We start from the raw sequence: 20698 nt of genomic DNA on the forward strand, positions 1-20698 counted from the left end.
CGAGAATACGTTTATCTAGCCCAGTCTAGTGAGAGAGGTGCTTTCTAAGATGCATAATCATATCTCTTGGCAGCAATGGATTCAGCAACTCTGCACCTATATTGAAGCGCAGAAGCAGCGTATCGACAAACTGGAGCAGACTGTCACCAATTTGGAGCAAACGGTCACCAAACTGCAAACCGCTTTGAATAACGTGAAAGACCAAAAAGGGGTTCATATTGATAAAATTGAATATAATTTCGATCAACTTAAGGTTGAAAAACTCGAAGGCACCTTGACGATAGGCATCAGTCCAAGCTCTCTCGACGGCATTGAGGATTTTTCCGTAAACGGGGTTTCCGTAGGAAAAGAAGGGCTGGCTGGCACCGATCAAGGAAGTGGCAGTCCGATGGTACCGGGCCCTGACATTCATCAAGAAGTATCCAGCGGCATTGAACAATACCTGCAGCAAGATGTACAGGCCGATATGCGGAGCTTGGAGCAAAAATACCAATATCCGCTCGACGACGATTATAAAGCACTTATCCTTGATGATATTCGCAAGCAACTGGATACCCGTATCCGACATTATGTGGGTCAGTACCGCAGCGTAGGTTTCAAAGAGCCTATGGAAGCGGTCACGACGGGTATCATGGAGAAAACAAAGCATGACATCTTAAGTGCCCTAGAGACATACATATCCAGCTTACCAAGGAAGGATGGTTCGGTATGATCAACAATTTTTGCGTGGAAAATAGGCAGCTTTTCGTAGGGGATGTCCGTATCGTAGGGGTGGCGAGCTCCTCGATCTTCTTGATTGGCGATACGGAAACGGTCTCGTTATCTTCGATGTTCGATACGCCGCCTGAATCCATCATCGTCTCGCCCTTTGTGCCGCTGCCGGCGGAGACATAAACTTATGGCGCGTCTATCCATCGTCGGAAACGTCTATATCAATGACGTAAGCTCCAGCAGCACGGTGCATATCGGAGATCATGTGAGTACAACTCTGCGTTCCCGAGCGCTTGCCGTGCAGCGGGAAGTACCTTATTTTTACGGCAATGAGGGTAATTTCGACGTCTACCCTTTTTACAGAAGACCCTTCCCCGTTCCTCAGCCGCCTGAACCTTTTACAATGTCTGTGGATAACTGGGGATCCGTTATACGTGTCGGAGGCATTCGCATCATAGCCGTCTCCTCCTCTTCGTTACTACAGGTCGGCAGCAACTGCGATTCTCGTTCCGAGACCCGCATCAAACACTTCCGGCAGTTCGTCACCGACAAACCGGGGCCCAAAGAAAAAACCACCTTCGTCAAGCTGGGGGAGGACCCCGGTGTTGGCGATTTCGCGGCGGAAGCGGAGGCGAAGCCATCGGGGCCGCCTGGCTAAAAGAAAGAGCCTGCGCATCCTTATACGCAGGCTCTTGTTATGGCCGCTGCTTCGCGCCCAGCGGCCCGGCCGGCTCACTTCGTGAGCCGTGGCGCGACGCGGCTAAGCAGCGTCGCCATCTCCGCGCGCGTCAAGGACGCGCGCGGGCGGAACGTGCCGTCGGCGAAGCCGTCGACAAGGCCGTTGCTGCTCATCGCAGCAATGGCCTTCGCCGACCAGCTTCCAGCCGGCACGTCGGAGAACTTCGCAGCCGTTAGTCCGGACGGCTGCAGCTTCAATACGCGGGAGAGCAGCGCAGATATCTGCTCCCGCGTCATCACTTGATCCGGCGCGAAGCGATCATCGCTGATCCCCTGGATCAGCCCGTGCTGCTTCGCGATCATAATGTCCTGCCTCGCCCAATGGACGGCAGACACATCTTTGAACCCGGCGGCGTTTATGGAAGCAACCTCGCCGGACAAACCCAGCGCGCGGACCATGATGGTCGCGGCTTCTGCCCTTGTGAGCGCCGCGTCCGGCGCGAACCGGTCGGAGGCGGTCCCCAGCATCCAGCCCCGGTTCGCCGCGGCGAGCACATCGCCCTTCGCCCAATGCTTTTGCATATCGGCGAAATAAAACCCGTCCGCCCACAGGCTGTAATAGTCCCATGTGTCGGCCGTCTCTTGGTTCAAGCTCCAGCTCCCCGTGCCTTTCAAGTCGTACTTGCCGACCAGCTTGAGCTTTGCTTTCAAAGACTGCTCATTTTCGTACCAGACGGTATACGTGCCTAAAGCCAGCTTTTTACCGTTGATCTTCGTCTCTGTGTCGGCGGGATTGATGGTAAACGTAGCAACAGGCGATTCGCTGGCCATATCATATCTCGTCGTACCTTTATAAGTCTGAATCAGCTTATTCACCGTCTGGAGTGACAGCCCTGCTCCATTCGATACCGGATCCTGATTCCAATAGCGACCATAGAACGGCACCCCAAGCACCAGCTTATCCGGCGATACCTGCGTCAACGCATATCGAATGGATTTCTCAACGAAGGGCAAGCTAGCTACTGGCCCCGGGGTGGTATCACCCGGATAGCTTTCATCATAGGCCATCAACATCAAATAGTCGCTTACGGCTGCAAGCCCCTTATAATCATAAGCGGCAACCCAGCCTTTCGTAGTGCCCGTCGGATTCGAAGCAACAGCTACGGATACTTCCTTCGCGCTCGGCAGTTGATTACGCAGCATTTTGACCATATCCGTGTACTTATCGCGGTAGGTCGCATCCACATTTTCGATATCCATATTAATGCCGTCCAAATTGTTGGACTTGATCGCTTCTACAAGCTGTTTAACAACCGCTTCCCGGTTATCTATTGCTTTTTCTCCGACTTGTTCATCAAAATCGTTGCTTAGGAAAGGGACAACCTTCTTTCCTCTCTTATGCATTTCATTGATAAAGGAAGATGATATCTTGTCCATTTGCAAGCTTCCATCCGAATTGAGATGAAAATAACCCGGAGAGACTACGTCAAGCGTTTGACCGCTCTTATCTACTTGTGATACATAGGAACTTGGACTACCAAAAAACATATACGACATATTGAATTTGCCTTGAGCAGCGACAGCTTCCGCTTGGACGTTTTCATCCTCATTCAAGATCAATGTCATTAAAGTCGCGATCGAGACAATAGCGACAAGTTTCGCAAGGCTTCTCCTTATGTACAAGTACGCTCATCCCCTTTAGTTAAGTTGTATAAAATGATGCAGACCTTAATCCATCTTGCATGAAAGTATACATTTTGCGCTACGAGTAAATATTGGAGAATGAACCAACCAAGTTGCTTATCTGGCAACAAAAAACGCTGCTAAGCGCGCTTTGGCAACCTAACAGCGTTGATTATTCCTGACCGTTTTCCTCTTTAAACCGGAAAAACTGATAATTGTTTCTCCCCTTACCCTTCACATCATACAGCGCAATGTCCACTTGCTTCATCATGGTCGACCCATCGCTATCGGGGTAGTACATCGTGATCCCCATACTAACCGTCGCCCGAAATGTATGCCCCTTGACTTCCCAAGGCTGCTCCATACAGCAGATAATCCTTCGAGCGATACTTTCCACATGCTCCTTGTAATCAACAGCCGGCAGGAGAATGGTAAATTCGTCGCCGCCCATACGGGCAAATATATCAATGTCACGCAAGCAGCTTTGAATGCGAACGGCGAACTCCTGTAAAAACGCGTCCCCCACATCGTGGCCCATTGTATCATTAATGATTTTAAAATCGTCGATATCCAAGTATAATAGAGCAAGCGACCTTCCGGTACGCTTGGTTTGCATCAGCATTTGATTCATCTGCTCTTTGAATAACCTGCGGTTCGGAAGACCTGTTAACGGGTCATGGAAAGCCATGGATATCAGGCGATTCTCCTGATTTTTTCGAAGCGTAATATCGTTTAATGCAAAAGAAATCTGGACAAGCTCTCCGTTCTCATCTTTTATAGGAAGCGTGGTGCATTCCAGCCAGATCGTGTTTTCACACGCACGTTTCGCCCGAAATTCCAGCTTAATGCTATCTTCTGTTTGCAAGGTTTTGATAAATAACTTGTGGACATCCATCCGATACTCCGAATCGATGAACTCGACGACCTGTTCGAAGCTATCCGGAATGAAGCCGACAATTCGGTCAAAGCTTTGTGTTGCATATATCAAGTTTCCGTATATATCAAACACACAGAATAAATCCCACGCTTGCTCGATCAATTGAAACATCATTCGATCTGTTTGATGCCATGTTAGCTTTGCGTTCTCCGAATCTGCCTTTCCCGTCAACACTTCGCCGCCCCCTTTCGCAAATCTCATCTGAGACAAAGGTAGCGTAGCATGAGAACATAAAGATAATATTAAGAACACCTAAAGTTTAGGTCAATTAAAGTCGAAAAATAGCTTTTTTCAGCTATTTATCCCGAATGCAGGAAGGTTGAATCAGATCTAAATACCTAGTTTTTGTATGATAAAACTTCCGGTTATTTTGCAAGCATTATGCGTTTTTCCTAGCATTATTAATCCGGCTTCCAATAAAAGGATAGAATTACTAGGACAATCGTTCTATAATGAAATATAAACTTTAGTGAGAATGGTAATCACTAACTTTCAAATAGAGTCGTTCCGTTACTGAGGAGGATTCCAAGTATGTCTGGAGAAAAAATACTCATCGTTGATGATGAGCCCGAAATTGTCGAATTGATACAGCTTTATCTTGTCCGGGAAGGCTATCATGTGATCAGCGCCAACAATGGGCAGGATGTATTCGAGATCGTCCGCGAGCACAAGCCGGATCTTATTATTTTGGACATCCTCTTACCTGGACTTGATGGTATTGAAGTGTGCCGGCAGCTGCGTAAAACAAGCAATACCCCGATTTTGTTCATCTCCTGCAAGAGCGAGGATATCGATATTATTCTCGGTCTGAGCATGGGCGGCGATGACTATATGACGAAGCCATTCAGCCCCAGCCAACTTGTGGCCAGAGTGAAGGCTCACTTACGGCGGAATTCCATTAGGGAACAACACAAAGACGATCCTCAACTGGTGAAGTTCCCCGGCCTGGAAATCGATCTGGTCAGCCACATCGTGAAAGTGAATGGACAGACGATCTCTCTTTCGGCCAAAGAATTTGATCTGCTGTCTCTAATGGCCAAAACACCGAATCGGGTTTACAAGATCGAACACCTCTTTGAGCTTGTATGGAGCCTCGATAGCATGGGTGATCCGCGTACGCTCATCGTACATATCAGTAATCTGCGCAAAAAAATCGAACTCAACCCGGCTGAACCCCGCTATATCATAACCGTTAGAGGCGTCGGGTATAAATTCAACGGTTCTCCCGTTTAATCCGATTTATGACCGTACTCATAATTTCCTCCTTCTATGGAAAAGGTATGAATAGGCTTATGCGAAAGGAGGAATGCGGTATGTCAGGCGATAAAACGATGAATCCCCTGAGCGGCGATAAGGTCGAAACGGACGGCGTCTATGCAGATGAGGCTGGACGCGAGGTTACACTGAAGCGCGGCGATGAGTTTCCCGCTGACGTTATTTTAGGCCGAACCACCTGGGAAATGAAGGGCTTCTCGATGAATGAAGAAAAGATTGACCACGATCAGAAAGAGAATACCAAGGTTCGACGACGCATGACTTCGACTACCTAATTGCATGAGATAAACCTTTATCGAGGCCTTTCGAAGATGAGCGACCGCGTCTAGAGGAAGGTTTATTCGCCAATAAGAAAGCTGTTTTGGCGATGCCGAAAATGTACACTTTCTTATGTGGCAAACCACCGGGCTGCTTCGTCGCAGCTCGGTTATTTGTCTGTCTATGTTATAATAAGGGAACATGAGGCTGGAGGAGACGGACCGATATGACAGGCAAACGGATTGTAATCGTTACAGGAGGAACGCTCGGCGAATGGTTTGTCGAGGAAATCAAAGAAGGCGATGTGCTGGTCGGATCGGACCGGGGCGCACTCTCTCTTATTGAGTACGGATTTCAGCCATACATTTCAATGGGGGATTTCGACTCCGTTACCGAAGAAGAACGGGACCAAATACGCGCCTCAAGCCATACCTTTATTGATTGCGATCCCATTTACAAAGATTTGACGGATACCGAGATGGCTTTTGAATGGGCTTTAGCACAGGACCCTTCCCACATTATTCTATTAGGAGCACTCGGCTCGCGCTTTGATCATTCGTTAGCTAATATTCATCTGCTCCGTAAAGGACTTTCGCTAGGGATAGCGTGCACCATCATTGATGCGAGCAACGAGATTATCTTGATCAACATGCCGACTCATATCCGCCGTGGAAGCTACACACATGTGTCACTGCTGCCGCTCAGCATGGAAGTTACGGGTATTACGCTTCATGGATTTCAATATCCTCTCCGTCAAGCGACTCTACAAATCGGTCAGTCCTTGGGAATCAGCAACGTGCTTCTGGAGCAAGAAGGTCTTATAGAACTTGAAACCGGCTTATTACTCGTCATTCAAAGCAAAGATTAATCGAAAAAATTAATAAAATAGACAAAAGTCTCTGTAATGAACAACTGTGCGTTCTGGTAGAATGGTCATTACGTGATAAATTTGGGATATGTTGAGGTTATTCATCCATGCAAGATTTACAAAAAAACCCCGGACGTGTCATTTATTCAACCAACGCTCTTTCCGTCATCCATCGATTTGCCAACATCCATCTGCTTACTAATCGCGAGGCGGAAATTATTAGTCTGATCGCTTTAAAAGGTTACAGTAACAAAGAAATCGCACAGCACTGCACCATCAGCGAAAAAACCGTGAAAGTACATATAGATAAAATCATGGATAAAGTCGGCACGAGATCGATGCGTAAGCTGCTTGCTCTAATCATCAATACAACCGTGTAAGACCGGAGCCGCCGCTCCGGTCTTTTTGTTGATGTTGGGTGAGATTAATGAACAAGTTCAGCCATCGAAGTTTGGATATAGTCGGCATATCTTTTGGCCTCTTCCGAAAGATAGTCATCCGTACCGTCTGAAGCACTGAAGGTAACAAAAGCGGGAAGAAAAGTACCATTGCATCTGTTAAGCGTAGCTTGTATGGGTCTAAATAATTCGCTGATCGTGAACCAGTTGCTCCCGCCCGACCGGTACCCGTTCTCAGGACCACCTGTCGTCGTTGCAACCACATATTCTTTGCCTTGCAAATGATCGCCCCCGGGGCCGAAAGCCCAACCAAACGTTAACACATCGTCAAACCACTTTTTCAAAAGCGGCGGACAGCTGTACCAGTAAAAGGGGAATTGAAATACGATCCGGTCGTACTCCAGCAGCAATTGCTGCTCCCTCTCCACATCAATATGCCAATCCGGATACGCTTGGTAGAGATCATGAACATAGATGCCGGGGTGCTTCTTTAACTCCTGTACGAATGCTTGATTGGCTCGAGATGCATTTAAATTAGGATGCGCTACGATAACCATGATTTTCATGACGATCACCTTTTCTCGTTTTTTTCATATCATCGCGAATGACACCCCCATTATTACCCGAGAATTCAGCTTTGCAAAGTACGCAGTTTATTCATACTTAGTCCTTAAAAACATACTGACTGATCTAGAACGAATAGTACGATAAACCATACTATGTACGAAAAATTGTAGTACTTTTGCAATACGGGATACCATGATAAAGTAACGGATAAGAGGATGATTTAAAATCAGGCAATCAAGGAGCTGGGAACATGCCGGTTGAAACTGACAAACCCAATAATACCGAGGGGATTTTAGCAACGCTGCATGTGATCGGCGGGAAATGGAAGCCTCTCATTTTGTTCATTTTACTGCATGAGGGCACCAAACGATTCGGGGAATTGCGGCGCATCCTGCCGGGCATTACGCAAGGCATGCTGACCAATCAGCTCCGTGAGATGGAACGGGATGGACTGATAGAACGCCGCGTATATCAAGAAATTCCTCCTAAAGTCGAATACGATCTTTCTGAACACGGACAAACGTTAAGTTCGGTTTTGAGCGATATGTGCGGCTGGGGATTCAAGCATATCGAATTTATGAAGAATGCTAACGTTCAATCAACAAAAGGAGTTCATAACGACACACAAATATAGTATAATTGACCTACTCTTCCAAAAGGTCGATGATCATGTCATTCAATCAGCGTGAAAGCTTCCGAATTAACCTTCAGATACCATTGTCTGCGATGTTCAAAATCATCGGGATTCAAAATGAAGCCACCGATACTAAATATACCAAGATTTCCATCAAGGATATTAGCTCCGGTGGCATTCGCATTCATACGCCGCTTGATCTTCCTGTCAATATGAGCTTGCTGCTCGAGTTCACGTTTACGCTTTTTAGTCAGGACGTTAAGGTTTTGGGCACCATTACGAGAAAAAGCATGCTGCACGCTTCTCTCTATGAATACGGGATTAAGTTCAGTATCGCCGACATTCAGCTGGAGCAGCAGCTCAGGAGTCACCTCCACATGCTGAGCACCCGGTTACGGCATACGAATGTACTGTCCAGCTGCAGCTTCTGTTCCGAAGAAGAGATGGTCGAGATCTACTCGCATGATTCTGATGCTACATAGCTGCAGCCAATGTCTCTACGAACTGCTCCAGATATCGCTGATCCGTCTCATCGAACCGATTCTTATTCGGACTATCGATGTCCAGCACGCCAAGCAACTCGCTTCCTTTCAGGATCGGAATGACGATTTCCGATTGTGACGCGGCATCGCAGGCAATGTGGCCGGGAAACTCGTGCACATCAGGAACTCGTACGGTTTCCCTGCTTAATGCCGAGGTACCGCACACCCCTTTGCCAAGCGGAATCCGCACACAAGCCGGAAGCCCCTGGAACGGTCCTAACACAAGTCCCTGCTCCGACTCATCCAGCAAGTAAAAGCCTACCCAATTAATCTCTCCCATAAATTGCTGAAGCAGCGCAGCCGCATTCGACAAATTGGCAATTCGGTTCGGCTCATCGTGAATGAGCGCTTCTAGCTGCTTAATCAGTAATGTATAATTTTCTTCCCTTGTTCCCTCGTACATCGATTTCGTAAACATAGATGACCCTCTCGCTTCCCCAAATCATAGTTTATATCAACTATGATACCAAAACCTATGACATACTGCATTTCATGCCGTTAATTTTGTTCGAACGGCTTCACTTCGCCTTTTTTCCTGCATTTTGTGCCGTTAATTACGACCAAACATTAAAAATTCATTTTTTGGGCTGAATTAACGGCACTTTTTACATTTTTGTCTCTTGAATTAAGCATATTCGGCTAAAAATCAGGCACTTGTTGCAGGAAAAGTTACCGAGCATGAAAAAAAAGCACAACCGGGTTCATCCCCAGTTGCACTCTCCAATTATTTTTGCCCGTAGTAGGCGTTCGCCCCATGTTTTCTAAGAAAATGCCAATCGAGCAGCGTTTGATGAACGGCGCGTGGCTGTTGACCAGCACACCTGGGATCATCGCCGGATCTTTATCGTGGAATGTCTCAACGATCACGTTCCCGGTCTCCAGCTCGTAAGCGCCTTTGATCTCGTCTTCTGTCATCAGCCGTGTGCAGGGCACTTCGCCGTAGAAGTAATCCGCATGCGTCGTACCGAGCGCCGGAATGCCCCTACCCGCTTGCGCCCAAGCCGTCGCCCACGGCGAGTGCGCGTGCACGATGCCGCCGATCATCGGGAATGCGCGATACAATGCCAGATGCGTTGGCGTATCCGGCGAAGGCCACAGATTCCCTTCCACAATATTGCCCTCCAGATCAACGACAACGAGATCTTCAGCCTATAACTCTTCGTAAGGCACTCCGCTCGGCTTGATAACAACAAGCCCTTGGCTCGCGATCAATGCCGCTGACATTACCTCATGTAAACGTGACTAATCGATATTTGGGCAAATCCAGGTTCGCTTCCAAAACCGCCTGCTTTAAGTTCTCCAGCAACTAAGATCAACACCTTCCGGATAAAATGGAGGTATGATTTCTCAATATAAACTTGTACGTACATGTATGATTGAAAATATCAATGTCTTGCCATCCGGTTCCAAACGCGTCTCCACCGAGTAGTCGCCGATTTGCTTCGTTGAGGTTTCCCATACACCCGTCTTGGAAACTTGTGCATAAGTGTCCCTAAACTGACGATAGAACGTCTCCGCATCATAACCGAACAAGAAATCGGTGAATTTGCGGATGCTTTCCTCGTTTCGCGCCAGTGTACCGTCTTCCAGACGAACGGTCACGCCGTAGGTTGCGAATTGCGGGTCGAGCCATAAGGATGCTTCATTGCTGTAACGCACTGCTGCCGTATTGCCGCTCATCGCTCGATTCTTGGCATCCGCATCCCGGAACAGGCGCAGCGTCGTTTCTTCCAAATCGTAGTTCGTTCCGCGCAGCTTGCCCGCTTCCTCCATCACTTCGTATGCCTGAAGCATGCGCCCATCCGGGAAGACCAGCTTTTTATAGCTGCCATCCTTCGTCGGTACGACTTTAATGAACGAATCGGCGCTGCTGCCCACATCGATCCGTTTCGTTTTATCTTGCAAGCGGGCGATAATTTGCAAAGCTTCTGCGCGCGTAACGAAGCGCCCAACGCCGAAGTATCCGTTCGGATAGCCTTCCATAATCCCCTTCGTCATCGATTCGCCGATAAACTTCTGCTGTCTGGCCGTGGCGCTTTGGAAATCCCCGAAATGCGACGCCGTCTTCAGACTGTAAACCTCGTCTTCCAGGTACTCCGTTTCTTTCAGCAAATAATATAAAATTTCAGCAACGTCCTCACGTTTTAAATTCGCTTTATAATCGGTAAACTGACCTTTGCTAATAAAATGAAGATCGCTTGCCAGATCCAAATACGGCTTAGCCCAGTAGCCTACCGTACTCGGTTTAAACGTAAAATCCCGATAATCCTGCTGCAATATGCTGCGATTACTTCCGCTAAGCGCTTGCAGGAATGCAGGCTTCCATTTCCGTTCGCCATTCGGATACATATCCGTATAGGCTAATAGTACGATCTTGACGAACTGATCCGCCGTCACCGTATCATCTGGGCGAAACATCCCGTCCGGGAATCCGTCCAGCAGACCCTGCTGCGCCATCTGAGTTATGGTTTGCTCCGCCCAGTGACTTTTAATATCTTTGAAGCCTGCAGCTTCGATTTTCCCTTGTACGACACCAATAGACATTACGCAACATATCGCCGCTGCTGCGACCCATTTCTTCAGCCTCATCCTCTATAACTCTCCGCTTCTCCTTGGTTTTGTTGAAAATCCGCACAATTCCTAGGATAAGCCTTCCATCAAGCTTTGAAAACCTGCTAGATGCCTAGAAGCTAGAACGATCTGGTACTACCTGCATTGGGACTATAGCTTCATATCGACATTCCCCGAAAAAGAAATGGCCGGGCAGGAATATGTCCTGTCCAGCCATTTTTTCAGTTTTGAGCCAGTGATGGGCTTGCTATACGATCTTCCTAATGTCTCCCAATGTTTTAGTTGAGTTGTAATAGCGAAGCCAATCGGTGATATGCAGCATTTTCGTCAGATAATCAGGTACGCTTCCTTTAAGATATTCATATTTCTCCTGCTGGAGCAATTGATGCATCTCCCAGCTCTTCATGTAGATCGTTCTGATAAATGCTTCCTCTGTTTGCGGCTTATGGAGGTCGGTTCCGCGCGAAAGTTCGATTTCCTCAATAACCGCTCCTCTGTAATAAGGATGCACGTTCACTAGTTGTCCCATATCGATATAAGCAAGTCCCGTGAATTCAAAAGGCAACCAAATCAAGTTCGTCTTCTTATCGTTTAACTTCACTGTATACGCAAGTCCCATATTCAGTGCTACCGGCTGCGGATAATTGTTAATGCGTCCGGATCGGATATGATCCCAGATATGCTCCACGAAATTCATTTGTTTCCCTCTTCCTTCTGGCCCGATTTTATATCCATTCGTTGCTGTCCTTACTCTCATATTGAGTGCTGATAACTTCAATTGTCAAGACCATTCATGTAATGTTCGCCGCAAGAATACGCATGAAAATATCCATATGCTGCCATACTATGTTAAAAAAACCATTGAGAGGACGGTCAAGCTTTGAGTACCCGTTCGAATCCCAGATGGCCGCTCGCCTCGGTCAGAAGGTTTGATATCGTCTACCTTCAACGGCAAAATCCGGTTATGGTCGCCTGGTGGTCTGCAGCATTCCCCGGTTTCGGTCATCTGCTCTTGTTCAAAAGCACAATTGGCGTCCTGTTAACCCTCTCTGAAGTCATCATAAATTCTTTGGCGTCCATTAATATCGCTATGGTCTATTCCTTTTGCGGCAATTTCGATATGGCTAAGGAGGTTCTACAACCTCTATGGGCGTACGGGTATATGATTATTTATTTCTTTGCCATATGGGATAGCTACCGCTGTGCCATTCAGTCCAATAAGCATTATGAGTTGGCTCTCATCGAGAACGCCCGTTTCCCCATTCATTTAATGCGCAGCACGGGCGTTCAATTTGTGGAAAAGAAAAGACCGCTGGCGGCAGCGTTCTGCTCATTCGCCTTCCCCGGCCTCGGTCAGATCTATAACAAACATATCTGGCTCGGCTTTTACGCCATATTCTGGTGGTGGGTCTACCTAACCTTCTCTCACGCGTATGAAGCTGTCCTCGCCTTCATCATAGGCCACAACCATGAAGTTAGAGGTATCTTGCATCCTCAGTGGCTCATGTTCATGCCATCCGTGATTGGAGGCGCTGTTTACCATGCATACACGAGCGCAATTGAGCAGAATCGGTTGTTTCGCATTTTACAACGCCAATATTTGGCGGATTATTATAGAAAAACCGCGAGCGAGTCACTCGACTTTTCAGGAGGATACCAACCCTTGTGGATTGTAGGCACATTTGAACACTCAACCGAGTTGGAGCAGGCTTTAGCCGTTCTCGAGCACAGCGGCATCGACAAAAGCCGCATAACCCCCGTACTCATGGATACCGAGGCGGATCCGGCGATCAACTTCGTCGACCAGAAATACGATCACTCTTCCAATGCCATAGAAATCGGCTTCGCATGCGCAACAGCTGCCTCCGTTATCGGAATCAGTATCGGTTTTATCCTCCAATGGGGACCGATCATTTGGGGCATTATACTCGCACTCAGCGGATTCTTTGCGGGTTACGGCATTGGCCTTTTCATTCGCCCCAGACACAAGCGCACGGGCAAACCCAAGACACTGCCTGAAGTAACCGTCCTGGTTCAATACGAAAAAGAAGAAGAAGCGGCTTCGATCAAACAAATATTTTGGAAATATAAAGCTTTAACGGTCGGCAAACTGGACCATCCCAGTTTGCTTTCTATACTTTAAACCGTCCCACAGCCCCATGAAGCGCTTGCGCAGTCTCCGATAGATGAGCTACCGAGCCATCTATCGCTTCCATGGCATGCAGCTGGTCCTGCGTGTGAACCACGATCGCTTGGGACTGCAAGGCTGCTTGCTTAGCCAGATGCGCCATCTCCGCAATCGAAGCTGACACTTCCTCCGCTCCCGCAGACATTTCTTCCGAAGAAGCTGACAGCTCTTGTACCTGCTCGGAAATACTTTCGATGGCATGTAGAATGTCACCGAACAGCATACCCGATTGCTGGATCAATCGGGCGCCTTGCTGGACCTCATCTTTCACGCCATGCATCGATGCCACGGATGCTATGGCATCCTCTTGGACGCCTTGAATGATGTGGTTGATTTGAGTAGTGGATTGGACCGCTTGCTCAGCAAGTTTCCGCACTTCAGCTGCGACAACGGCGAAGCCTTTGCCATGCTCCCCCGCTCTGGCCGCTTCGATGGAAGCATTCAGGGCAAGCAGATTCGTCTGCCCTGCAATGCCCGTAATCACATCGACGATGTGATGGATTTCCCGCGATCTTTCTCCCACACGATCAATAATCTGCGTAGATGATTGCACCGATTGTTCGATGCGTCGCATCTGTTCAATTGATTGGGCGATAGAAGCATTGCCTCGTTTGGCGCCTGCCTCCGCGTCTAATGACGCTCCTGCGACAGAGGAGGAAGATTCGGCGATGCGCAGAATACCGGCCGCCATCTCCTCCATCGCCCTGGCACTTTCCGACGCGCCCACATCCTGGGAGGCATTCCCGGCAGCGACCACATCGATGGCTCTTGCGATTTCGCCGGATGCTTGCATCGTGTGCCGCGCATGGGATCCCAGTTGTTCGCTGGCCCCGCGGACAGCCTCCGCATTCGCCGTCGCCTCATGCAGCAAGGTACGCAGCTGCTGCACCATGTCGTTGCAGGCATCGATCAACTGGCCCGTTTCGTCCTTGCTTTTGCCGTCCAGACGAGAGGTCAGATCGCCTTCCGCTACGCGACGGAGGAAGCCGACCGCTCGGCTCAGCGGCTTCGTGATCATCCGTTCCAGTACGACAGCCAATACGAGTCCAATGACAACAACGATCACACTGGATATCAGCAGGGTTTGGACGAGCTTGGACATACTTCGCTCTAGAGAGCTCTTCGCTTCCGTGTAACCCTGGGCATAGGTAAGAATAAACTTATCGGTCAGATCGAAAATACGATTTTTCATCTCATCCGTTGCATCGTCAACTTGCTTGTATTCCTTTCTTAATTGCTGCGGCGTATAGTGATCCTGCTGGTTATAAATAGCAATCACACTGTCAAATATCGCCACATACGCCCCGCTTTGCTTCGCGAGTTCTTCGGCCCACTGCCGCTGCTCGTCCGTACGAGCGGAAGCGGTGATTTGGTCTATCATTTCCAGAAACGGCTTGGTATTCTCACGGTATTCTTCAATAACAGCAGGGTTATTATTAATAATCAGGTCAGCCTGATTGCTGTACAGGAGACCGACCATGCTTTTCAAGGAAAGCGCGGCCTTCTCGTTCACCATACTTGCGGTTTGCTCCTCAACGCTCAACTTCGTCGACTGAACCATCCGGTAAGAAAGAGCAGCCGATATCATGAACAGCAGCATTAATGCGATAAAACTGATCAGGAACTTAAAACGTATTGAATGAATAAAAGAAATCATTAGCCGCACCGCCTTAGGAGTATTAGAACTTCCTTTTCGTTTCTCTCTCTAAGCGCGGTTATCCTCTTCATTCCGATTCACATTATTTCCCAACCGAATCCTCTCTTGTAAGACCCATAATCCAACGTATCTCCGAATGATATAAAAGGAAGAATCAGGGTAATTTCTATGTGTCGTCAAAATTCAATTTATCCGGATTCCGCATAAAAAATAAACGGTGTACGCGACCTTCCGCGTCCAGTTCAATATTTATCGCGGTGACGGGTTTGCCCTCTTCGGTGACGATAATGCCGCTTTGACCGTTCATATTCACCAAATGATACTGATAATGCTCTTGATTCTTGGCGTATATGCCAAGCAGGAATCTCATAACGCGATCGCGTCCCAGTATAGGATGCAACGCCGCAACGGCTTTACCGCCGCCATCCGAATATAGGATAACGTCTTCGGTCAATGAACGGATCAACCCTTCAAGGTTACCCGTGCTGGATGCCTGGAGAACCTGCTGCGCCAAACTGTAGGCATGCTCATCCGCATGTATGGCAGGCGCCTGATCTTCTTGCAGTTTCCGCTTAAGGCGGCTGAAAATTTGCCGGCAGTTCGCTTCCGATTTTCCGACGATTTCACCAATATCCGTATATTCGTACTCGAACGCTTCACGCAAAATAAATACAGCCCGCTCAACCGGCGTCAGCTTCTCCATATACACCATGAACGCATATGAGAACGTTTCATCTCGTTCAATGGCATGAAGAGGATCATCGTCGTTCAGCAACAACGGCTCTGGCAGCCAATCGCCGACGTAGAGCTCTCTCCGTTTACGGGCCGATTGCGCGTAATCGATGCAGCGATTCGTGACCATTTTGCATAGATAAGCTTTGGTATGCTGGACTTGATCTTCTTGAAGCTGCTGCGCATGCATGAACGTATCCTGCACCATATCTTCGGCATCCGCGACGGAACCGAGCATCCGATAAGCAATCGAAAACAACAAAGGCTTATAGGTATCATATAAATTCGCGATATCCACGTTTATTCACTCCTTAGAGTTTTCGTTAGAAAACTAGCTTCGTAAGCATTCGCTTAGAGTTTTGCTTTAGCAAAATCAGCTTCCGTAAGCATTCGCTCATAGTTAAGTATACCTGCTGTCAAACCCTTCGCCAATGTAGACGATCTGAAACACGCATATGTGACTTTCAAATTTTTTTTGGGTAATCGGCGAACTTTTTTCAACCTAGTAACGTCTAATTCAGAGAGGTGAGAGTATGGAGACGACCGGTGTCCATGTATTTGAATATTTGAAGTATGTATCTGAAACAACCGACCAGAAGGCGATCCTGCGCAATCTTATGGAAGCCTACGGCAATGATGTATGGAATTATGCGTTTAGTATTTGCCGCAACATGGATTTAGCCGATGATATTACGCAGGATGCTTTCCTCAAAGTATATCGCAATTTGACGACCTTCCGCGGCGAAGCTTCCGTGAAGACTTGGTTGCTCACCATTACACGCAATACCGCTTATGATTACTTACGCAAAGCATTCTGGCGCAAAGTTACACTCGTCGGTTTCATTCAGTCTACCGGTACCTCGCAGTCCGCTGAGAATGAAGCGATGGAGAAACTTTATGCCAGTGATATATGGAAAAAAGTGATTTCTCTGCCTCCCAAATATCGAGAAATTCTGATTTTGCATGCCCATTATCAGCTCTCGACCAAGGAAATGGCTGCAGTTCTGGGCATTTCGGAGGGGACCGTGAAATCCAGGCTCCATCATGCCAGATTGAAGGTGATCGGGCTGAAGGAGCGTGAAGCGCGTGAAAACTCCTGATCCCGAGGATTTACATAAGGAATTGGAATCCGGGCCGCTCCGGGAATCGGGATTTAGATCCTCACTTCAGCGGGACATCGAGCAAGCTGTCGACCGCAAGGAGCAAGCTAAGCCAAGGGTAAAACTTTATCTCTGCTTCGCCGGGGTTGGCGTTATCGTGACCGCTGCGCTTTTCTTCCCTTGGGGGACGATTCATACGAAAAGCGACGCCGTCGCCGCTTTTGAAACACCTGCCCAAGTGGAAGTGCAGTCGTTCAACACTTCACCGGCGCCTATCAGTACGGCACTCTTAATCGGACTGCGAACCGAACATGAGTCCACAGACAGCAAGCGCACATTAAGCCCGCTCCGCTACAGCACTTATCGGACGATGCTCATCGCGCCCGTTCGCGGAAAGCTGCAAAAAACGTCCGAAGGCAGCGGAATTCTCATGCCGTACAAGCAAAACTTTTGGAAAATCGATTCCTTGGTGAATAAAACGAAAACCGACGAGTATCACTATTTGTCCGCTCATTTGGCCGATCAACCGGTCAAAGAGGCAACCTTTGCCGATGATCCGAAAGAAGAGCTCAACCATGTGGAGACACTGGTGTTTGCAGGGAATCAATATTTGTCCATTGCGGAAACCGAGGAAGCCTGGAGCGGCAACGCGCCCTATCAAGCCGATCGGATTTGGGTCCGCACCCTACCCCAGCTGAAGGAAGGTCATACGACACAGTTCTATAACAAACCCGTAGATCGAAATCACGTATCGATCCTTGATCTTTACGGGCCGAACATTAGCACGGTATTGGGTAATCTAACTCCTTCCTCCAGCCTGTCTAAGGACCCCTTAACCGAGATTTCCGGCCAAAGTTGGACTGTACAGCGCGAGCCGGGACGCTGGGTCGGCAAAGTCGCCGAAACGACGCGGTCCGACTCACGCAGTCCCGACCGTTATGTCCTTCACGACTTTCCGCGCGATCTGCCGGATAAAGTCGTCAACCATGACGAGCTCTGCTGCTCGTGGACCGACATTCAGTCCTCCTGGCCAAATGCTAGCGATGCGCTGACTTCGCCGATGAATGACATGATCGTCATCTTCGAAGATGATCAGCTCAAGTTCTATCCTTACGGCCAAGCGCCGAACAGCGATCCGCAGCTGACCATCGACCTCCTGCCCGGCGAGCAGCTCGTTATGGCGCAATGGGCTACCGACCACTATGTGCAGGAGTGGATCGATAAGGTAGGCCGATATTTATCCTATGACAAGAGTGAATGACTCGGTTTTTCGAGAATTCGCGGTACAGACGAAGAACGTCCTTATGCTTTTGTTGCATAGGGACGTTCTTTTCTTTTCTTCCAACTCGCTTGTGAAATGGTTTAAATCGAATTTCTTTTGAGTTGTCTAAGTCCGGAAAAACCCAATTGCATATAAGATACATCCAACAAAACAGTTTGGAGTCCGATTTTGCACAATTGCAGCTTGGTTTGTGCGAGAGGATGTTCGATTAGCGCACGATAAGCTGGCAAAATCGAACTCCAGCCGCTAACTCCATTCAACACGTTTATGCAATTGGGCGAAATCGAACTGCGATAGCCAATGCTCCTAGAGGCAAAAGTGAACAAATTTCGACATAAATCTACGAATTCACAAAACTGTGATAAATCTAACGGAATATAATCCCAAAATGTGTTATTGTGGATTTTGTCGAACGGTACCGATTCGCACGTTAACATTTCCAAATTACTTCTACAAACACCCGCTTCACCCCTTTCGTTTTTTTCCTTCGTCGCCGATTTTTGGCAACTGCATCATCTCTGCCACACATTCCTTTCCAATCCGAAACGCTATGCCCTGCATGGGAATACGGCATGTCCTATATTGCGCTCGATGGTTAGCATTGAGACGTTTATTTGATTTTTCTTCCGTTATCAAATTGGATGGAGAGGACATTCTTTTTAATAAGGAGTCTTTGCTATGGATAAACAGCAGAAATTGAAAAAAATATCGAAAATTGTTTTGCATTCCACCGTCTTAACTAATCTGATCGCAGGTTCGGCACCGGCCGCTTTTGCCGAGACGACACCTGCACTTCCTGTACAATCGGATTTGGATCAAGCTTCACAAGATGCTAAAGCAGCTTTATTGAAAGCCATTCAGAAAGGCTTGCTGGAAGGCGACAGCGAAGGCCGCATCCAACCAACCGGCCAAATGACCCGCCTTCAAGCTGTGGCGCTAATTGCCCGCACGCTTGGCCTTAAGACTGACGTGACCACAACTTCCAATTATCGCGATGTGAGTACCGACAGCTGGGGACTGCCGTACCTGGAGGCATTAACCCGAGTCGGCATTATCGAGGGAGACGACAACGGTACGTTTAGGCCGAACGATCCCCTATCCAAAGAGGAGCTGGCTGTCCTTCTGGTCAGAATCACCCAAACGAACGTTACGGGCAAAGGAAAATCCCTGGCCATTAAGGATGCTAATGCCGTAAGCGACTGGGCAAAGCCTTATGTGCAAGCGGCTCTCGAACTGGGTCTGTTGAGCACTGATGCCAGCGGGGCTTTTGCTCCAAAATCGAACGCAACGCGCGAACATGTCGCGGTGACGGTCACACAGATGACCGAGAAGCCGGAATTCAACGGCTACAAAGACAAAATCACCGTATTGTTCGATAAGGGAAACCGAATTTCCAATAGCGATCCGGCCGCATAAGCACCGTTTATCGCCTCATAAACTTGTAGCCGTTATGTTGCTTATCCGGACATGACGGCTCACACCTCTTCATTAACGGAGTCCTCGAGATGAACAACCCGCAAATAACCGCCTGCATAATCGTCAAAAATGCGGAAGCCACCCTTTCCCAGGCCATAACGAGCGTTCGAAAGCACGTCGATGAGATTATCGTCGTGGATACCGGTTCACAGGATGCTTCCCAACACATAGCAAGACAACTGGACGCAAACGTCCATCATTTCTTATGGAATGATCACTTTGCCGAAGCGAGAAATTATGCACTATCCCTAACTACTTCTGAATGGGTATTAATGATCGATGCGGATGAAGAATTCATCTGGCATGACCCTCTTCCCTTGAACAAATGGATCGTTGCCAACGGCGCACCCCATACGGTTTACCTCCTCCCCATACATCATCTGGATCTGAGCGGCAATCGTATTCAAGCCTCTACACATGTCGAGCGGCTGTTCCAACCGGCAAACTACGCTTACAAAGGAAGAATTCATGAAACGCTTTATCCCCTGCACGGTGCAAGAGTTAGCGCCTTGTCGGATCGCGGAGGATTTTTGCATACCGGCTACGCCCCTACCGTCCTTGTCCAGAAACAAGCCCGAAACCTGCGGCTTCTAGAGCTGGAACACCAAGAATTCCCTTATGAAGGCAGAGTGCATCGGTATCTGGCCGCTGAGCGGTTCAATCAATCCCGCTATGTCTTAGCTGTGCAACATGCCTCTCAAGCGCTCGAATTGCTGCCTGTACATGATACGTACCCGCGGGCACAAGCGCATTATTACCTCATGATGTCTTATCTGCTAATGGAGGACACCGCGAAAGCGAAAGCTGCGGCCCTTAGATGCTCGGAGGAACTGCCTGAATATTCAGACACGTATGCAGTTCTGGCCGAATGTGATTTTCTCATAAAGTCGTGGACATCGAGTCTATTTTGGTTTAGAAAGTGGCGGACCTGCCTGACCGGTTCTTACTTGTTTCCAAATCATTTTTCAGGAGCCGTTGATGATCTGTTGCTGCGTGCTGCAGATGCTTGGGTGCAAGTCGGCGATGATCAGGAAGCCATCGAGCTTCTAGTCACCGCATATCTGAGAGGGAGCAAAAAAGCGGAAGCGGCAGAACGGCTGCATCTCTTTTTTGACCATTTGGATTGGATTGATGATTGAAA

At 48.3% G+C, this 20698-nt stretch carries 22 protein-coding genes and 1 pseudogene; 14 read left to right on the plus strand and 9 right to left on the minus strand.

The genetic code is table 11. The features are described from left to right. Positions 1–49 precede the first annotated feature (49 nt). Genes gerPC through ICC18_RS20040 form a run of 3 tightly spaced genes read left to right on the plus strand, consistent with a single transcriptional unit; the run spans position 50 to position 1369 of the window. Positions 50–712 carry a spore germination protein GerPC gene (gerPC, locus tag ICC18_RS20030; protein WP_188176217.1) on the plus strand — a complete coding sequence of 221 codons (663 nt, stop codon included), beginning with the start codon at positions 50–52 and terminating at the stop codon, positions 710–712. Further along, on the plus strand, positions 709–894 hold the full coding sequence (locus tag ICC18_RS20035) for a spore germination protein GerPD (protein WP_188176218.1): 186 nt from the start codon (positions 709–711) through the stop codon (positions 892–894). Before gerPC ends, ICC18_RS20035 begins: the two co-directional genes overlap by 4 nt. Positions 895–898: 4 nt before the next feature. After that, complete coding sequence (locus tag ICC18_RS20040) at positions 899–1369, plus strand: spore germination protein GerPE (RefSeq protein WP_188176219.1); 471 nt, start codon at positions 899–901, stop codon at positions 1367–1369. 74 nt (positions 1370–1443) lie between these two features. Here ICC18_RS20040 and ICC18_RS20045 read toward each other — a convergent pair whose 3' ends face one another. Both ICC18_RS20045 and ICC18_RS20050 read right to left on the minus strand, forming a co-directional pair. Beyond that, the gene (locus tag ICC18_RS20045; RefSeq protein WP_188176220.1) at positions 1444–3072 is read right to left on the minus strand and encodes an S-layer homology domain-containing protein; all 1629 of its coding nucleotides are present in this window, start codon (positions 3070–3072) and stop codon (positions 1444–1446) included. 172 nt (positions 3073–3244) lie between these two features. Next, positions 3245–4183 carry a sensor domain-containing diguanylate cyclase gene (locus ICC18_RS20050; RefSeq protein ID WP_188176221.1) on the minus strand — a complete coding sequence of 313 codons (939 nt, stop codon included), beginning with the start codon at positions 4181–4183 and terminating at the stop codon, positions 3245–3247. A 357-nt stretch (positions 4184–4540) separates the two neighbouring features. Between ICC18_RS20050 and ICC18_RS20055 the strand changes: the two genes are divergently transcribed. The 4 genes from ICC18_RS20055 to ICC18_RS20070 all read left to right on the plus strand — a co-directional run bounded on the left by ICC18_RS20055 (position 4541) and on the right by ICC18_RS20070 (position 6790). Then, positions 4541–5242 carry a response regulator gene (locus tag ICC18_RS20055; protein ID WP_188176222.1) on the plus strand — a complete coding sequence of 234 codons (702 nt, stop codon included), beginning with the start codon at positions 4541–4543 and terminating at the stop codon, positions 5240–5242. An 80-nt stretch (positions 5243–5322) separates the two neighbouring features. Further along, positions 5323–5559, plus strand: coding sequence for a hypothetical protein (locus tag ICC18_RS20060; protein ID WP_188176223.1), 237 nt, complete (start codon positions 5323–5325; stop codon positions 5557–5559). A 209-nt stretch (positions 5560–5768) separates the two neighbouring features. Beyond that, positions 5769–6410, plus strand: coding sequence for a thiamine diphosphokinase (locus ICC18_RS20065; RefSeq protein ID WP_188176224.1), 642 nt, complete (start codon positions 5769–5771; stop codon positions 6408–6410). Positions 6411–6517: 107 nt separating this feature from the next. After that, positions 6518–6790: a helix-turn-helix domain-containing protein gene (locus tag ICC18_RS20070; RefSeq protein ID WP_188176225.1), complete on the plus strand. Its 273-nt coding sequence runs from the start codon at positions 6518–6520 to the stop codon at positions 6788–6790. 44 nt (positions 6791–6834) lie between these two features. On the opposite strand, the gene ICC18_RS20075 is transcribed toward ICC18_RS20070, so the two are convergent. Further along, complete coding sequence (locus ICC18_RS20075) at positions 6835–7374, minus strand: NAD(P)H-dependent oxidoreductase (protein WP_188176226.1); 540 nt, start codon at positions 7372–7374, stop codon at positions 6835–6837. Between the two features lie 251 nt (positions 7375–7625). Here ICC18_RS20075 and ICC18_RS20080 point away from each other — a divergent pair, with 251 nt between their 5' ends. Continuing rightward, entirely contained in the window at positions 7626–8009 is a 384-nt protein-coding gene (locus ICC18_RS20080) for a winged helix-turn-helix transcriptional regulator (RefSeq protein ID WP_188176227.1), read from the plus strand. 35 nt (positions 8010–8044) lie between these two features. Further along, entirely contained in the window at positions 8045–8491 is a 447-nt protein-coding gene (locus tag ICC18_RS20085; protein WP_188176228.1) for a PilZ domain-containing protein, read from the plus strand. Here the strand turns inward: ICC18_RS20085 and msrC are convergent. The 4 genes and pseudogenes from msrC to ICC18_RS20105 form a co-directional block, all read right to left on the minus strand. Further along, positions 8484–8969: a free L-methionine (R)-S-oxide reductase MsrC gene (msrC, locus tag ICC18_RS20090; protein WP_188176229.1), complete on the minus strand. Its 486-nt coding sequence runs from the start codon at positions 8967–8969 to the stop codon at positions 8484–8486. The genes ICC18_RS20085 and msrC overlap by 8 nt on opposite strands. Before the next feature lie 306 nt (positions 8970–9275). Continuing rightward, a pseudogene (gene araD, locus ICC18_RS20095) lies at positions 9276–9857 on the minus strand (L-ribulose-5-phosphate 4-epimerase AraD). 41 nt (positions 9858–9898) lie between these two features. Beyond that, on the minus strand, positions 9899–11140 hold the full coding sequence (locus ICC18_RS20100; RefSeq protein WP_188176230.1) for an S-layer homology domain-containing protein: 1242 nt from the start codon (positions 11138–11140) through the stop codon (positions 9899–9901). A gap of 229 nt (positions 11141–11369) precedes the next feature. Next, positions 11370–11819: a hypothetical protein gene (locus ICC18_RS20105; protein ID WP_223192713.1), complete on the minus strand. Its 450-nt coding sequence runs from the start codon at positions 11817–11819 to the stop codon at positions 11370–11372. 183 nt (positions 11820–12002) lie between these two features. Between ICC18_RS20105 and ICC18_RS20110 the strand changes: the two genes are divergently transcribed. Further along, positions 12003–13265, plus strand: a complete 1263-nt coding sequence (locus ICC18_RS20110) for a DUF5683 domain-containing protein (RefSeq protein WP_188176231.1) — start codon at positions 12003–12005, stop codon at positions 13263–13265. On the opposite strand, the gene ICC18_RS20115 is transcribed toward ICC18_RS20110, so the two are convergent. Together ICC18_RS20115 and ICC18_RS20120 are read right to left on the minus strand one after the other, a co-directional pair. Then, positions 13255–14967: a methyl-accepting chemotaxis protein gene (locus ICC18_RS20115; RefSeq protein ID WP_188176232.1), complete on the minus strand. Its 1713-nt coding sequence runs from the start codon at positions 14965–14967 to the stop codon at positions 13255–13257. The two genes, ICC18_RS20110 and ICC18_RS20115, sit on opposite strands and share 11 nt — an antisense overlap. 166 nt (positions 14968–15133) lie before the next feature. Continuing rightward, positions 15134–15997 carry an RNA polymerase sigma-70 factor gene (locus ICC18_RS20120; RefSeq protein WP_188176233.1) on the minus strand — a complete coding sequence of 288 codons (864 nt, stop codon included), beginning with the start codon at positions 15995–15997 and terminating at the stop codon, positions 15134–15136. A gap of 235 nt (positions 15998–16232) precedes the next feature. Here ICC18_RS20120 and ICC18_RS20125 point away from each other — a divergent pair, with 235 nt between their 5' ends. The 4 genes from ICC18_RS20125 to ICC18_RS20140 all read left to right on the plus strand — a co-directional run bounded on the left by ICC18_RS20125 (position 16233) and on the right by ICC18_RS20140 (position 20696). Further along, complete coding sequence (locus tag ICC18_RS20125; protein WP_188176234.1) at positions 16233–16799, plus strand: RNA polymerase sigma factor; 567 nt, start codon at positions 16233–16235, stop codon at positions 16797–16799. Continuing rightward, positions 16786–18060, plus strand: a complete 1275-nt coding sequence (locus ICC18_RS20130; RefSeq protein ID WP_188176235.1) for a hypothetical protein — start codon at positions 16786–16788, stop codon at positions 18058–18060. Before ICC18_RS20125 ends, ICC18_RS20130 begins: the two co-directional genes overlap by 14 nt. 699 nt (positions 18061–18759) lie before the next feature. After that, entirely contained in the window at positions 18760–19497 is a 738-nt protein-coding gene (locus ICC18_RS20135; RefSeq protein WP_188176236.1) for an S-layer homology domain-containing protein, read from the plus strand. A gap of 89 nt (positions 19498–19586) precedes the next feature. Beyond that, a complete protein-coding gene (locus ICC18_RS20140; RefSeq protein ID WP_188176237.1) occupies positions 19587–20696 on the plus strand; it encodes a tetratricopeptide repeat-containing glycosyltransferase family 2 protein in 1110 nt (369 codons plus the stop codon). The last annotated feature ends 2 nt before the right edge of the window (positions 20697–20698 follow it).

The sequence above is a fragment of the Paenibacillus sedimenti genome (assembly GCF_014534655.1).
Classification (GTDB): domain Bacteria; phylum Bacillota; class Bacilli; order Paenibacillales; family NBRC-103111; genus Paenibacillus_E; species Paenibacillus_E sedimenti.

What these genes read in the sequence shown, in the direction of transcription:
- gerPC (WP_188176217.1), top strand. Translation starts at nt 50, where the DNA reads ATGCATAATCATATCTCTTGGCAGCAATGGATTCAGCAACTCTGCACC.
- ICC18_RS20035 (WP_188176218.1), top strand. Translation starts at nt 709, where the DNA reads ATGATCAACAATTTTTGCGTGGAAAATAGGCAGCTTTTCGTAGGGGAT.
- ICC18_RS20040 (WP_188176219.1), top strand. Translation starts at nt 899, where the DNA reads ATGGCGCGTCTATCCATCGTCGGAAACGTCTATATCAATGACGTAAGC.
- ICC18_RS20055 (WP_188176222.1), top strand. Translation starts at nt 4,541, where the DNA reads ATGTCTGGAGAAAAAATACTCATCGTTGATGATGAGCCCGAAATTGTC.
- ICC18_RS20060 (WP_188176223.1), top strand. Translation starts at nt 5,323, where the DNA reads ATGTCAGGCGATAAAACGATGAATCCCCTGAGCGGCGATAAGGTCGAA.
- ICC18_RS20065 (WP_188176224.1), top strand. Translation starts at nt 5,769, where the DNA reads ATGACAGGCAAACGGATTGTAATCGTTACAGGAGGAACGCTCGGCGAA.
- ICC18_RS20070 (WP_188176225.1), top strand. Translation starts at nt 6,518, where the DNA reads ATGCAAGATTTACAAAAAAACCCCGGACGTGTCATTTATTCAACCAAC.
- ICC18_RS20075 (WP_188176226.1), bottom strand. Translation starts at nt 7,374, where the DNA reads ATGAAAATCATGGTTATCGTAGCGCATCCTAATTTAAATGCATCTCGA.
- ICC18_RS20080 (WP_188176227.1), top strand. Translation starts at nt 7,626, where the DNA reads ATGCCGGTTGAAACTGACAAACCCAATAATACCGAGGGGATTTTAGCA.
- ICC18_RS20085 (WP_188176228.1), top strand. Translation starts at nt 8,045, where the DNA reads ATGTCATTCAATCAGCGTGAAAGCTTCCGAATTAACCTTCAGATACCA.
- msrC (WP_188176229.1), bottom strand. Translation starts at nt 8,969, where the DNA reads ATGTTTACGAAATCGATGTACGAGGGAACAAGGGAAGAAAATTATACA.
- ICC18_RS20100 (WP_188176230.1), bottom strand. Translation starts at nt 11,140, where the DNA reads ATGAGGCTGAAGAAATGGGTCGCAGCAGCGGCGATATGTTGCGTAATG.
- ICC18_RS20105 (WP_223192713.1), bottom strand. Translation starts at nt 11,819, where the DNA reads ATGAATTTCGTGGAGCATATCTGGGATCATATCCGATCCGGACGCATT.
- ICC18_RS20115 (WP_188176232.1), bottom strand. Translation starts at nt 14,967, where the DNA reads ATGATTTCTTTTATTCATTCAATACGTTTTAAGTTCCTGATCAGTTTT.
- ICC18_RS20125 (WP_188176234.1), top strand. Translation starts at nt 16,233, where the DNA reads ATGGAGACGACCGGTGTCCATGTATTTGAATATTTGAAGTATGTATCT.
- ICC18_RS20135 (WP_188176236.1), top strand. Translation starts at nt 18,760, where the DNA reads ATGGATAAACAGCAGAAATTGAAAAAAATATCGAAAATTGTTTTGCAT.
- ICC18_RS20140 (WP_188176237.1), top strand. Translation starts at nt 19,587, where the DNA reads ATGAACAACCCGCAAATAACCGCCTGCATAATCGTCAAAAATGCGGAA.